Annotated in this window: 7 protein-coding genes and 1 pseudogene; 1 reads left to right on the top strand and 7 read right to left on the bottom strand. The window is 43.2% G+C overall.

The features are described from left to right. Positions 1–7: 7 nt before the first annotated feature. The 6 genes from N8O43_RS06305 to rpoB all read right to left on the bottom strand — a co-directional run bounded on the left by N8O43_RS06305 (position 8) and on the right by rpoB (position 9,669). Positions 8–526, bottom strand: coding sequence for a GNAT family N-acetyltransferase (locus tag N8O43_RS06305; protein ID WP_261030490.1), 519 nt, complete (start codon positions 524–526; stop codon positions 8–10). Then, positions 516–959, bottom strand: a complete 444-nt coding sequence (tsaE, locus tag N8O43_RS06300) for a tRNA (adenosine(37)-N6)-threonylcarbamoyltransferase complex ATPase subunit type 1 TsaE (RefSeq protein ID WP_084925601.1) — start codon at positions 957–959, stop codon at positions 516–518. Before tsaE ends, N8O43_RS06305 begins: the two co-directional genes overlap by 11 nt. A gap of 94 nt (positions 960–1,053) precedes the next feature. Continuing rightward, positions 1,054–1,686, bottom strand: a complete 633-nt coding sequence (locus N8O43_RS06295) for a competence protein (protein WP_261009457.1) — start codon at positions 1,684–1,686, stop codon at positions 1,054–1,056. 130 nt (positions 1,687–1,816) lie between these two features. Further along, positions 1,817–2,239: a nucleoside-diphosphate kinase gene (gene ndk, locus N8O43_RS06290; RefSeq protein ID WP_261089766.1), complete on the bottom strand. Its 423-nt coding sequence runs from the start codon at positions 2,237–2,239 to the stop codon at positions 1,817–1,819. 108 nt (positions 2,240–2,347) lie between these two features. Continuing rightward, positions 2,348–6,025, bottom strand: a complete 3,678-nt coding sequence (gene rpoC, locus N8O43_RS06285) for a DNA-directed RNA polymerase subunit beta' (RefSeq protein ID WP_033686295.1) — start codon at positions 6,023–6,025, stop codon at positions 2,348–2,350. A 32-nt stretch (positions 6,026–6,057) separates the two neighbouring features. Then, positions 6,058–9,669, bottom strand: coding sequence for a DNA-directed RNA polymerase subunit beta (gene rpoB / locus N8O43_RS06280; RefSeq protein WP_261056273.1), 3,612 nt, complete (start codon positions 9,667–9,669; stop codon positions 6,058–6,060). A 448-nt stretch (positions 9,670–10,117) separates the two neighbouring features. On the opposite strand from rpoB, the gene N8O43_RS06275 reads away from it, so the two are divergent. Then, positions 10,118–14,014, top strand: a complete 3,897-nt coding sequence (locus N8O43_RS06275) for a pullulanase (protein ID WP_261089765.1) — start codon at positions 10,118–10,120, stop codon at positions 14,012–14,014. A gap of 99 nt (positions 14,015–14,113) precedes the next feature. Here N8O43_RS06275 and N8O43_RS06270 read toward each other — a convergent pair. Next, positions 14,114–15,168 (bottom strand): annotated as a pseudogene (locus tag N8O43_RS06270) (LLM class flavin-dependent oxidoreductase). Between the last annotated feature and the right edge of the window lie 66 nt (positions 15,169–15,234).

The following is a 15,234-nucleotide window of genomic DNA, read 5'->3' as shown; positions in this document are numbered from 1 at the left end:
ATTTCTATTAATCTATCAGCCTACCCATCAGGTAAACATCGATAAATTCCCCTTCTTCTATGTACGCACCGCGCTCTTGTCTACCTTCAATGACAAAGCCATGTTTTTGATATAGATAAACTGCAGCTTGATTACGAGTTTGAACAGTGAGTTGAAGTCGACGAAGAATGCCACTAGCCTGCGCCCATTCTACGACTTCTTCAAGTAACAAACTCCCCAGTCCATTATTCCAATACTTCTTACCAATCACAATAAAGAGATCTCCAATATGACGAACTCTCTTGCGTTGATCAGCTGTGATATTTACAAGACCAGCAATTTCATCATTCAGCAAGGCCAGTAAAGTGATTTGATTTTCCGAGTGAGCCTGTTTATCCAAAAACAACTCCATCTCAGTATCTGTCATCAAAATGCCATTCCTGTCCAGACTGGTAAAATCTGTTTCTACACTGACACGATTTAAAAATGTCACTAATTCAGCCGCATCACTAGGTTCTGCTTCTCTAATGAGCAATTCATACTCCATGTTGAAGCTCCTCTAAGAGTTTTTCTGCACGCAAACCCTTTGCTTGGAAATGTAATCTGCGACCGTCTTCTTCTTTTAGAATTTCCAATTCTAAATAAGTATCTGGCAAGGCATCACCTAAAAGATGTCCCCACTCGATGACAGTTACCCCACCACCAAAGAGAAACTCATCCAAATCAATAGAATCCGCATCTCCCTCAATACGATAAACATCTAGGTGGTAAAGCGGAAGACGCCCTTCATACTCTCTTACGATAGTGTAGGTTGGACTCTTAATCATCTGAAAAATCTGTAATCCCTTAGCAAGGCCTTTTGTAAAGGTCGTTTTGCCCGCACCCAGTTCTCCAGTTAGAATTAAGACATCATTCTTTTCCAATAAATAGCCCAAACGTTCACCTAAGGACTGTAACTCTTCTTCGTTTTTAGTGTACATGTTTCTATTATACCAAAAAGTTGTTCTTTGTCGAGATATTATCTGTGAATTTCATATTATGAATTGAAAACTTGAGCCAGTGCTTGTTTTGATCTTAAAATAGGAACAGTAAAAAGACAACTAATAAGATATCTCTCATCAAATGGCTGTAAAACGAAACTTCCCAGCGAATGACTTTTGGCACCAACAGTCCTAGAAATAGCATTCCTAAGGTAATATAAAAGGTCATGGATAATAGCATCCAAGGATTTCTGAGAAAGATTAGAATAGCTAGTCCACTAATAAAACATATTTCCTTCTTACCCAAAATCTTTTTCAATCCATTTACATACTTCTGAATCGGCAGAAAAACTAACAAATCAATACCAAATAAGAAAAAGAAACTTGGTAGAAAGGCTTCCACAAACCCTTCTACGGATGTATTTCCTGCAAGGATATGTTCTATGACAATTAAAGCTAAACCCAAAATGTTTACTAAGAGCAAGAGACTATACAAGAATTGTTGCTTATCTTCCTTAAAAACTGAATAAGATTGATTTCGCTGTCCACTATAGTAGTTTAGCCCTGCACCAATACTGGCAAGGAGCAACATGCCAACTAAATAATAGAAGCAGTTTTGATTTAACATCAAAGCCCAAGTCGACAAACTTAAACAAGAACAGCTACTAAGACCAAAGAACGTCAGCAATAACAAAATACGAATTTGCTTTTTCATTTTTTCCATCATTCTTCCTCCCTTACTTGCTCTTATTATAGGCTAGAAATTCTCACCATTGCTAGAATATTTCTCAACTGTCAGTTTTCTACTCTAAAATGCAAAAAAGTTTGATGCAAGTATCCCTTACATCAAACTTTTATTATTTCTCTTCAAACCAAAGAGCAATTTCTCGCTTAGCTGACTCTTCTGAATCTGATCCATGTACAATATTTTGAATAGCTTGGTTTTCTCCAGCAGCTTTTGCAAAATCACCTCGAATCGTTCCTGGTAAAGCTTCTTCTGGACGAGTTGCCCCCATCATGGTCCGCCAAGTTTCGATTACTTTGGGACCAGAAATGATGCCCACAAGAACTGGTCCTGAAGTCATGAATTTACGAATCGGTGGGTAAAAACTTTGGCCAACCAAGTCCTGATAGTGCTGGTCAATCAACTCTTCTGAAAGCTGTGAACGCAACTCCAATTTTTCGATTGTAAATCCACGTTGTTCGATGCGTTTCAACACTTCACCCACTAGCCCTCTTTTCACACCATCTGGTTTAATGATAAAAAATGTTTGTTCCATACTCGTCTCCTTTGTCAGCTTCTTCCTTTTATTTTACCACATTTCATGGAAAAATGGAGAAAGTTTTCAGAAAAGAGAAAGAGAACCCGAAGGCTCTCTCATTCTCTTTTATTCTACTGTTTCTTCCACAGTTTCAACGGCAGTATCCACAACTACTTCTGTTGTTTCTTCATTCCCTTCTTCCTCTACTGGAGGATTAAGGTATTCTTCTTCGTTGACAGCATGTGGTTCAAGGTTACGGTAACGGGCCATACCAGTACCTGCTGGGATGATCTTACCGATGATAACATTTTCCTTGAGTCCAAGGAGATGGTCTTTCTTACCGCGGATAGCTGCATCTGTAAGGACACGAGTTGTTTCCTGGAAGGAAGCCGCTGACAAGAAACTATTTGTTTCAAGTGAGGCTTTGGTAATTCCCATAAGAACTGGGCGACCTGTCGCTGGAACTCCACCTGCGATAAGGACATCTTTGTTAGCATCTGTAAAGTCATTGATATCCATAAGGGTACCCATGAGAAGATCTGTGTCACCTGGATCCATGACACGGACTTTACGGATCATTTGACGAACCATTACCTCGATGTGTTTGTCACCGATTTCTACCCCTTGGCTACGGTAAACTTTTTGCACTTCACCGAGAAGATAAGTTTCAACTGACAAGACATCACGGACTGCAAGGAGACGTTTTGGTTGGATAGAACCTTCTGTAAGAGCAGCACCACGCGCTACTTGGTCTCCAACTTCAACACGCATACGAGCTGTAAATGGAACGACGTATTCACCTTCGCCAGTTTCACCCTTAACAAAGACTTTCTTAGTACGAGTTGATGCATCTTCTTCGATAGCAGTAACTTGTCCTTTAACCTCTGTGATAACCGCTTCCCCTTTAGGATTGCGGGCTTCAAAGATTTCTTGGACACGAGGAAGACCCTGAGTGATATCGGTATTTGAGGCAACCCCACCCGTGTGGAAGGTACGCATTGTAAGCTGTGTACCAGGTTCCCCGATAGATTGGGCAGCGATTGTACCGACTGCTTCACCAACTTCAACCGCATCACCAGTCGCCAAGTTAATACCATAACAGTGACGGCAGACACCATGACGAGTGTTACATGTAAATACAGAGCGGATAGTCACTTCTTCCACACCAGCATTAACAATTTCACGCGCCTTGTCTTCTGTAATCAACTCATTTGGACCGATAATCACTGCACCAGTTTCTGGATGTTTAACAGTTTTCTTAGTGTAACGACCATTGAGACGCTCTTCGAGAGACTCGATCATCTCTTTTCCTTCTGCGATAGAGCGGATCAAGAGACCACGGTCTGTTCCACAGTCGTCCTCACGGATGATAACGTCTTGGGCAACGTCAACCAAACGACGAGTCAAGTAACCTGAGTCGGCTGTCTTAAGGGCCGTATCGGTCATACCTTTACGGGCACCGTGAGTTGAGAAGAACATTTCGAGTACTGACAAACCTTCGCGGAAGTTTGAAAGGATTGGCAATTCCATGATACGTCCGTTCGGAGCAGCCATCAGACCACGCATACCGGCAAGCTGTGAGAAGTTTGAGATGTTACCACGGGCTCCTGAGTCCATCATCATAACGATTGGATTCTTAGGATCTTGGTTGGCAATCAAACGTTTCTCAAGTTTTTCACGGGCAGCACGCCATTCAGCTGTAACGGCATTGTAACGCTCGTCGTCTGTGATCATACCACGACGGAATTGTTTGGTGATTTGTTCTACACGTTTGTGTGATTCTTCAATGATTTCAGCCTTGTCGTCAACGACTGGGATATCGGCGATACCCACTGTCAATCCTGCAAGAGTTGAGTGGTGGTAACCGAGGTTCTTCATGCGGTCAAGTAGGGCAGAAGTTTCTGTCGTACGGAAACGTTTGAAGATTTCAGCGATGATATTTCCAAGATTTTTCTTCTTGAATGGAGGGTTAAGTTCAAGATTGCTGATAGCTTCCTTGATATCTCCACCAAGTGGCAAGAAATATTTAGCTGGAACGCCTTCTGTCAAGTTGGCATTGTTTGGTTCTTGCAAGTATGGTAGACCCTCTGGCATGATGTCGTTGAAGAGGATTTTACCAACTGTGGTAAGCAAGACCTTGTGTTTTTGCTCTTCTGTCCAAGGCTTGTTGAGGCTGTCTGTTGCGATACCAACACGTGAGTGAAGGTGAACATAGCCATTACGGTAAGCCATAACCGCTTCGTCACGGTCCTTGAAGACCATTCCTTCACCTTCACGACCAGCTTCTTCCATGGTCAAATAGTAGTTACCCAAAACCATGTCCTGAGATGGAGTAACAACTGGTTTACCATCTTTCGGGTTCAAGATGTGCTCAGCAGCTAGCATGAGGATACGAGCTTCTGCTTGGGCTTCTTCTGAAAGCGGTACGTGGATGGCCATTTGGTCCCCGTCAAAGTCGGCATTGTAGGCTTCACAGACAAGTGGGTGCAAGCGAAGGGCCTTACCATCAATCAAGACTGGCTCGAAGGCTTGGATACCCAAACGGTGAAGGGTCGGTGCGCGGTTAAGAAGCACTGGGTGTTCTTTGATCACTTCTTCAAGGATATCCCAGATACGCTCATCTCCGCGTTCTACCAAGCGTTTTGCTGCTTTGACGTTTTGCACGATATCACGTGCAACGATTTCACGCATCACAAATGGTTTAAAGAGCTCGATCGCCATTTCACGTGGCACACCACATTGGTACATCTTGAGGGTTGGACCAACGGCGATAACGGAACGTCCTGAGAAGTCAACACGTTTACCGAGCAAGTTTTGACGGAAGCGTCCTTGTTTACCTTTAAGCATGTGGCTCAATGATTTCAGTGGACGGCTACCTGGTCCTGTGATTGGACGACCACGACGACCATTGTCAATCAAAGCGTCAACCGCTTCTTGAAGCATACGCTTCTCATTTTGAACGATGATACCTGGTGCATTCAACTCAAGCAAACGAGCCAAACGGTTGTTACGGTTGATAACACGGCGGTAAAGGTCATTCAAGTCAGATGAGGCAAAACGGCCACCATCCAACTGCAACATTGGACGAAGATCTGGTGGAATAACCGGAAGGATGTTGAGAATCATCCATTCAGGTTTGTTTCCAGACTTGTAAAAGGCATCCAAAACATCCAAACGACGGATGGCTTTGACACGTTTTTGTCCAGTAGCTGTTTTCAACTCTTCTTTGAGTTCAGCAATTTCTTTTTCAAGATCTACTTGTTTTAAAAGGTCTTGGATAGCTTCGGCACCCATCTTGGCAACGAATGATCCATAACCATACTCACGCAAGCGCTCACGGTATTCGCGCTCTGTCATGATAGACTTGTGCTCAAGCGGTGTATCCTTAGGATCAATAACCACATAAGCCGCAAAGTAGATAACTTCCTCGAGGGCACGAGGGCTCATATCAAGGGTCAAGCCCATACGGCTTGGAATCCCCTTGAAGTACCAGATGTGAGATACAGGAGCTTTCAACTCAATGTGTCCCATACGCTCACGACGAACTTTCGTACGCGTTACTTCAACCCCACAGCGGTCACAAACAATCCCTCTGTAACGAATGCGTTTGTACTTACCACAAGCACATTCCCAGTCTTTTGTAGGACCAAAGATAACTTCATCAAAGAGTCCTTCACGTTCTGGTTTCAAGGTACGGTAATTGATTGTTTCAGGTTTTTTGACTTCTCCATAAGACCATGAACGGACTTTACTTGGAGAAGCTAGGGTGATTTGCATACTTTTAAAACGATTTACATCAACCACTATTTCTTCCCTTTCTATTCTAAGTGAACTGCTTATTCTTGTTCAGCAGCTTCTTCTGTTGCTTCCGCTTTTGTTGCTTTCTCAGCTTCTTCAGCTTCAAAGGCTGCTTTAGCCTCTTGTGCTGCTTTTTCGCGGGCTTTTTCAAGGTCATCTACGTGGATGACATCTTCGTCCATTCCTTCATCCAAGTCGCGAAGTTCCACTTCTTGATCATCTTCGTCAAGGACTCGCATGTCAAGACCAAGAGATTGCAATTCTTTGACAAGAACTCGGAAGGATTCTGGAACACCTGGTTTTGGAATTGGTTTTCCTTTTGTAATGGCTTCATAAGCTTTCAGACGTCCATTGATATCGTCAGACTTGTAAGTCAAGATTTCTTGAAGGACATTTGAGGCACCGTAGGCTTCAAGAGCCCAAACCTCCATCTCACCGAAACGTTGTCCACCAAACTGAGCTTTACCTCCAAGTGGTTGTTGAGTAACGGTTGAGTAAGGTCCGACTGAACGCGCGTGCAATTTATCATCAACCATGTGGTGGAGTTTGATCATGTACATGACTCCGACAGAAACACGGTTATCAAATGGTTCACCAGTACGGCCATCGTAAAGGATCGTTTTGGCATCGCTATCCATACCAGCTTCTTTAACAGTTGACCAAAGGTCTTCAGAACTTGCTCCGTCAAAGACTGGTGTTGCGATGTGAATACCAAGAGTACGAGCAGCCATACCAAGGTGAAGCTCCATAACCTGACCGATATTCATACGTGATGGCACCCCAAGTGGGTTCAACATGATATCGACTGGAGTTCCGTCTGGAAGGTAAGGCATGTCTTCTACAGGAACGATACGAGAGACAACCCCTTTATTTCCGTGACGTCCGGCCATCTTATCTCCGACCTTGATCTTACGTTTTTGAGCGATGTAGACGCGAACCAGCATGTTAACACCTGATTGCAACTCATCTCCATTTGCACGTGTAAAGATTTTAACATCACGAACGACACCATCGGCACCGTGTGGTACACGAAGAGAAGTGTCACGCACTTCACGAGACTTGTCTCCAAAGATAGCGTGCAAAAGACGTTCTTCAGCTGAAAGGTCTTTCTCACCCTTAGGTGTTACTTTACCTACAAGGATATCGCCTTCTTTAACCTCAGCACCGATACGGATAATACCCATTTCGTCAAGGTCTTTAAGGGCATCTTCACCAACGTTTGGAATTTCGCGAGTGATTTCTTCAGGCCCAAGCTTTGTATCGCGTGTTTCTGATTCGTATTCTTCAAGGTGAACAGATGTGTAGACATCGTCTTTGACCAAGCGTTCGCTCATGATAACGGCATCCTCGAAGTTGTAACCTTCCCAAGTCATGTAGGCAACGATTGGGTTTTGTCCAAGCGCCATTTCTCCATTTTCCATAGAAGGTCCGTCAGCGATGAAATCGCCTTTCTCAACGACATCTCCAACTTTTACGAGAGTGCGTTGGTTGTAAGCAGTACCTGAGTTTGAGCGACGGAATTTTTGGATGTGGTAAACGTCCAATGAACCATCTTCACGACGAACTTCTACCTTGTCAGCATCTGCATAAGTAACTTTACCGTCATACTGAGCAATCACAGCAGCTCCTGAATCGTGGGCTGCTTGGTATTCCATACCAGTACCAACGTAAGGTGCTTTAGGATTAATCAATGGCACAGCCTGACGTTGCATGTTGGCTCCCATGAGGGCACGGTTGGAGTCATCGTTTTCCAAGAAAGGAATACATGCTGTCGCAACGGCAACTACCTGTTTTGGTGATACGTCCATGTAGTCAACAACATTAGCTGGATACTCTTGGTTGACCCCTTGGTGACGTCCCATGACAACTTTCTCAGCAAATGTTCCATCTTCATTCAGACGAGAATTAGCCTGTGCTACAGTAAATTCATCTTCTTCATCGGCTGTCAACCAAACGATTTCGTTTGTGACAACACCTGTTTCACGGTCAACCTTACGGTATGGTGTTTGAACAAAACCATACTTGTTCAAGTGTCCGTAAGATGACAAGTTATTGATCAAACCGATGTTAGGTCCTTCAGGTGTCTCGATTGGACACATACGACCGTAGTGAGTGTAGTGCACGTCACGTACTTCATATCCAGCACGGTCACGTGTCAAACCACCAGGTCCTAAGGCTGACAAACGGCGTTTGTGAGACAACTCAGAAAGCGGGTTGTGTTGGTCCATGAACTGTGACAACTGTGATGAACCAAAGAATTCTTTAACCGCAGCTGTTACAGGACGGATATTGATAATTTGTTGTGGTGTCAAGACTTCGTTATCCTGGACAGACATACGTTCACGGACATTACGTTCCATACGAGAAAGTCCAAGGCGTACTTGGTTGGCAAGCAATTCACCAACCGCGCGGATACGGCGGTTTCCAAGGTGGTCGATATCATCTACACGGCCAAGTCCTTCAGCCAAGTTGAGGAAGTAGCTCATCTCAGCAAGGATATCTGCAGGAGTGACGATACGAATCTTGTCATCTGGATTAGCATTACCGATGATAGTTACGACGCGGTCTGGATCAGTTGGTGCAACAACCTTGAATTTTTGAAGAACAACTGGCTCAGTCACAACGGCTGCATCATTTGGAATGTAAACAATCTTGTTCAAATCACCATCCAAATGGCTTTCAATACTTTCAATCACGCTACGAGTCATGATTGTTCCAGCTTCTACCAAGATTTCTCCTGTTTCAGGATCTACCAATGGCTCTGCAATGGTTTGGTTGAGCAAACGTGTTTTAACATTGAGTTTTTTATTGATTTTGTAACGACCAACTGCTGCTAGATCATAGCGACGTGGATCAAAGAAACGAGCCACAAGCAAGCTACGTGAGCTTTCAGCAGTCTTAGGCTCACCCGGACGAAGTCGTTCGTAAATTTCTTTCAAGGCTTCGTCTGTACGAGAGTCCATTGGGTTCTTGTGGATATCTTTTTCAACAGTATTGCGAACCAATTCGCTATCACCAAAGATATCAAAGATTTCATCATCACCTGAAAAACCAAGGGCACGAACCAAGGTTGTAAATGGAATCTTACGCGTACGGTCGATACGAGTGTAGGCGATGTCTTTTGAGTCGCTTTCAAGCTCCAACCAAGCCCCACGGTTAGGGATAACAGTTGAGCCGTAGCCCACTTTACCATTTTTATCAACTTTATCGTTAAAGTAAACACCTGGTGAGCGGACCAACTGAGATACGATAATACGTTCACCACCATTGATGATGAAAGTACCCATTTCTGTCATGATTGGGAAATCACCAAAGAAAACTTCTTGGGTCTTGATTTCGCCTGTTTCTTTATTGATCAAGCGGAAGGTTACAAAAATTGGTGCTGAATAGCTAGCATCGTGGATACGAGCTTCTTCTAGCGTGTATTTGGGTTCCTTGATTTCATATCCAACAAATTCCAACTCCATTGTGTCTGTGAAGTTTGAAATTGGCAATACATCTTCAAATACTTCCTTCAGACCGTGGTCTAGGAAATCTTTGAATGAGTCAGTTTGAATTTCAATCAAATTTGGTAAGTCAAGAACTTCTTTGATTCTTGAAAAACTACGACGGGTACGATGTTTCCCGTATTGAACGTCATGTCCTGCCAAGATGATTCTCCTTTGTAAATAAGTTCCAAGCCTTATCGATCAGGCTTTTCTAATCGTCATATGGTTTTAAAAACCTTTATCACCGTGTCCTCTTGATAAATTTTCAGAATCTTTAAGTCTTTGTTACAAGTACTCAAATTCCTGAAAAAAAGCACAAAAAGAGCAGCTAAATCTGACTTTTTCAGAAGATTTAACTGCTGTGAGCCTTGTCTGGACAATATTTCAGACAAAACCTACGACAAATGATTACTCATATTATACCCTATTTAGCTAGATTTTTCAAGGGGAATAACGATTTTTTACCAAAATCTTTTCCTATAAGAAAGACTGGCTAAATCGTAACAAAATCTGTTGCGATTTTTCTTTTAGTTTAATTTTAGGAAAACGCTTGCATCTTATTTTACTAAGTGCTATACTGATAAAGAAATTCATTTATAGGAGAATGATTATGAAAAGAACAACTTCTCAAACTGAGAAAAAAATGGTTTACAGCATCCGTTCCCTCAAAAATGGAACTGGTTCTGTCCTTATCGGAGCAAGTCTTGTCCTACTTGCCATGGCTACACCAACTATCTCAGCCAACGAAAGTACACCAACCACTAACGCAAGTAATAGTGAAACTACTACCGCCCTTGCCCAACCTCTTACTGATGCAACGAACATCGCTGGCAAGAACGAAAGCGATTTTTCTTCAACTGACAATGCAAACGCTTCCCTAGAGAAAAAAGAAGAAAAACCTGCAACAGAGCCAACAACTCCTGCTGCAAGCCCAACTGATCCAGCACCACAAACTGGGCAAGATCGTTCAAGTGAGCCGACTACTTCTACTAGTCCAGCAACGACTGAAACTAAGGCAGAAGAGCCCATCGAAGACAACTACTTCCGTATCCACGTCAAAAAACTTCCTGAAGAAAACAAGGATGCTCAAGGACTATGGACTTGGGATGATGTTGAAAAGCCTTCTGAAAATTGGCCTAACGGAGCCTTGTCCTTCAAGGATGCCAAAAAAGATAACTATGGCTACTACCTAGATGTCAAATTAAAGGGAGAACAAGCCAAGAAAATTAGCTTCCTCATCAATAATACAGCTGGAAAAAATCTAACCGGTGATAAATCAGCAGAAAAACTGGTTCCAAAAATGAACGAGGCTTGGTTAGACCAAGATTACAAGGTTTTCTCTTACGAACCACAACCTGCAGGAACTGTTCGCGTCAACTACTACCGTACCGACGGAAACTATGACAAGAAATCTCTCTGGTACTGGGGAGATGTGAAGGAGCCAAGTAGTGGTGAATGGCCTAATGGAACAGACTTTACTGCCACAGGCAAATATGGTCGCTATATCGATATTCCACTAAAAGATGCAGCTAAAGACCTTGGATTTTTATTACTAGACAGAAGCAAACAAGGAGACGATGTGAAAATCCGTAAAGAAGATTATAAGTTCACAGATTTGAAAAATCATAGCCAAATTTTCCTAAAAGACGATGACGAATCGATTTACACAAATCCATACTATGTCCATGATATCCGCATGACAGGGGCTCAACACGTAGGAACTTCTAGCATTGAAAGTAGTTTTTCAACACTAGTCGGTGCTAAAAAAGAAGATATCCTCAAGCACTCCAACATCACTAATCACCTAGGAAACAAAGTAGCTATCACCGATGTCGCAATTGATGAAGCTGGTAAAAAAGTGACCTATAGCGGAGATTTCTCTGACACAAAACATCCATATACTGTTAGCTACAATTCCGACCAATTTACTACCAAAACAAGCTGGCGCCTCAAAGATGAGACTTACAGCTATGATGGCAAACTTGGAGCCGACCTCAAAGAAGAAGGAAAACAGGTTGATTTGACCCTTTGGTCACCAAGTGCTGATAAGGTTTCTGTTGTTGTCTACGACAAGAATGACCCTAACAAAGTGGTTGGGACTGTCGCTCTTGAAAAAGGCGAAAGAGGGACTTGGAAACAAACTCTAGATAGCACAAACAAATTAGGAATCACAGATTTCACTGGCTACTATTATCAATACCAAATCGAGCGTCAGGGGAAAACTGTTCTTGCACTCGATCCTTACGCTAAATCCCTCGCTGCTTGGAATAGTGATGATGCCAAAATCGACGACGCCCATAAAGTAGCTAAAGCTGCCTTTGTAGATCCAGCCAAACTAGGACCTCAAGACTTGACTTATGGTAAGATTCACAACTTCAAGACTCGTGAAGACGCCGTTATCTATGAAGCTCATGTGCGTGACTTCACTTCAGATCCAGCCATTGCAAAAGACTTGACCAAACCATTTGGTACCTTTGAAGCCTTTATCGAAAAACTAGACTATCTCAAAGATTTGGGTGTGACCCATATCCAGCTCCTTCCAGTCTTGTCTTACTACTTTGTCAATGAATTGAAGAACCATGAACGCTTGTCTGACTATGCTTCAAGTAATAGTAACTACAACTGGGGATATGACCCTCAAAACTACTTCTCCTTGACTGGTATGTACTCAAGCGATCCTAAGAATCCCGAGAAACGAATCGCAGAATTTAAAAACCTCATCAACGAAATCCACAAACGTGGCATGGGAGCTATCTTAGATGTCGTTTATAACCACACAGCCAAAGTCGATATCTTTGAAAACCTAGAGCCAAACTACTACCACTTTATGGATGCTGACGGAACACCTCGCACTAGCTTTGGTGGTGGACGTTTGGGGACAACTCACCATATGACCAAACGTCTCCTAGTTGACTCTATCAAATACCTAGTTGATACCTACAAAGTGGATGGATTCCGCTTCGATATGATGGGAGACCATGATGCCGCTTCTATCGAAGAAGCTTACAAGGCTGCACGCGCCCTCAATCCAAACCTCATCATGCTTGGTGAAGGTTGGAGAACCTATGCTGGTGATGAAAATATGCCTACTAAAGCTGCTGACCAAGATTGGATGAAACATACCGATACTGTCGCAGTCTTCTCAGACGATATCCGTAACAGCCTCAAATCTGGTTATCCAAATGAAGGTCAACCTGCCTTTATCACAGGTGGCAAGCGTGATATCAACACTATCTTTAAAAATCTGATTGCTCAACCAACTAACTTTGAAGCAGACAGCCCTGGAGATGTCATCCAATACATCGCAGCCCATGATAACTTGACCCTCTTTGACATCATCGCCCAGTCTATCAAAAAAGACCCAAGCAAGGCTGAGAACTATGCTGAAATCCATCGTCGTTTACGACTTGGAAACCTCATGGTCTTGACAGCCCAAGGAACTCCATTTATCCACTCTGGTCAGGAATACGGACGCACCAAACAATTCCGTGACCCAGCCTACAAGACCCCAGTAGCAGAAGACAAGGTTCCAAACAAATCTCACTTGTTGCGTGATAAGGACGGCAATCCATTTGACTATCCTTACTTCATCCATGACTCTTACGACTCCAGCGATGCTATCAATAAGTTTGACTGGACTAAAGCTACAGATGGAAAAGCATATCCTGAAAATGTCAAGAGCCGTGACTATATGAAAGGGTTGATTGCCCTTCGTCAATCTACAGATGCCTTCCGACTTAAGAGTCTTCAAGATATCAAGGACCGTGTTCACCTCATCACTGTCCCAGGACAAAATGGTGTGGAAAAAGAAGATGTAGTGATTGGCTACCAAATCACTGCTCCAAACGGAGATATCTACGCAGTCTTTGTCAATGCGGACGAAAAAGCTCGTGAATTTAACTTGGGAACTGCCTTTGCCCACCTCAGAAATGCTGAAGTTTTGGCAGATGAAAACCAAGCAGGACCAGTCGGAATTGCCAATCCGAAAGGACTTGAGTGGACTGAAAAAGGCTTGAAATTAAAGGCCCTTACAGCTACTGTTCTTCGAGTCTCTCAAGGCGGTGCCATCGTTGCCCCAGCTGTGGAAGAAAAACCAGAATTTGATCTTTCTAGCTTAACACAAGAGCAAAGTCAAAATAACGGCCAAGACAATATTCCAAACCGAGTCGTCAAACCGGAACAGCAAACTCCAGCTCCACAAACTAAACCTGATTCTGCAAAATCAGATGCAAAAGTAGCTGATGCGGAAAATAAACCTAGCCAAGCTACAGCTGATTCACAAGCTCAACAACCAGCACAAGAAGCACAAGCATCATCTGTAAAAGAGGCGGTTCAAAACGAATCGGTAGAAAACTCTAGCAAGGATAATAGACCTGCACCCCTAGCTAAACAAGCTGAACTTCCAAATACAGGAACCAAAAACGATCACAAACTCCTGTTTGCAGGAATTAGTCTCCTTGCCCTTCTAGGTCTCGGGTTCTTGCTAAAAAACAAAAAAGAGAACTAAACTAGCCCTCCTATAGAAAAATCCCCTAAGCATTATAGCTCGGGGGATTAATTTTTGTACAATATTTGTTGTCCTAATAAACTTGATTAGGATTTTTTATTAAGCCTCTTTCATGGCAAAATAAGCCCGTACTTTGGGGGCAACTTGTGTGCCGAAGAGTTCAATAGCTCTCAGGACTTGTTCATGAGGCATAGAACCAAGCGGTAGGTGGAGCATGAAGCGGTCCAAACCTAAATCCTCAATCATGCGAATCAATTTTTCTGCCACCTGATCTGGATTGCCCACAAACATAGCACCATTTGGCCCAACTTGCTCCAAATATTGCTCATAGGTCAACTTCTGCCAGTGTGGACGGTCTTTGGAAATTGCATCCACCACTTGCTTGGTCGGATGGAAATAATCTTTCACAGCCTGCTCGCCATCTTCAGCAATCCAACCCCAAGAATGAGCTCCAACCTTTAGTTCCTGACTGGAATAACCCGCTTCGCTCCCAATCTCACTATAAGCCTGAATCAATTTTTTAAAATAACGAGGATTGCCACCGATAATAGCATAAACAATCGGTAGACCTGCCTGAGCAATCTTCACTGTTGATTCGACATGACCACCTGTCGCTATCCACAAGGGTAATTTGTCCTGAACTGGACGGGGATAAACTTCTTTGCCAGATATTGTTTGAGTCAATCGCCCTTTCCAGTCTAGCTTTGTCTTTTCATTGACTAACTGGAGCAAGTCTAATTTCTCATCAAAAAGGGCTTCGTAGTCTTTCAAATCATATCCAAACAAGGGAAAAGATTCCGTGAAAAAACCCCTTCCAGCCATAATCTCCGCACGTCCATTTGACAAAGCATCAATAGTGGCATACTGTTGGAACAAGCGAAGCGAATCGGATCCATACTTGAGAGAATGCTGACTGCACTGGTCAAACGGATTTTCTTGGTATTGACTGCCCCAGCTGCCAGAACAATCTCTGGAGCAGATATCGCAAAATCCGCTCGATGGTGCTCACCAATCCCATACACATCCAAACCAACCTTGTCAGCCAGTTCAATCTCTGCCACCAACTGACGAATGCGTTCGGCATGACTGTAAGACTGCCCAGCCCCTTCAAGCTCAGTTGTTTCCCCAAATGTTGAAATTCCCAATTCTACCATTGCGATTCTCCTTGTCTACCTCTGTCCTTCAATTTGAAAAATTATTCTAATACTCAATGAAAATCA

It is taken from the genome of Streptococcus mitis (genome assembly GCF_946190335.1).
Taxonomy (GTDB): domain Bacteria; phylum Bacillota; class Bacilli; order Lactobacillales; family Streptococcaceae; genus Streptococcus; species Streptococcus mitis_CH.
The sequence above is the reverse complement of the archived record's forward strand: the minus strand, read 5'-3'. Positions and strand labels throughout refer to the sequence as shown.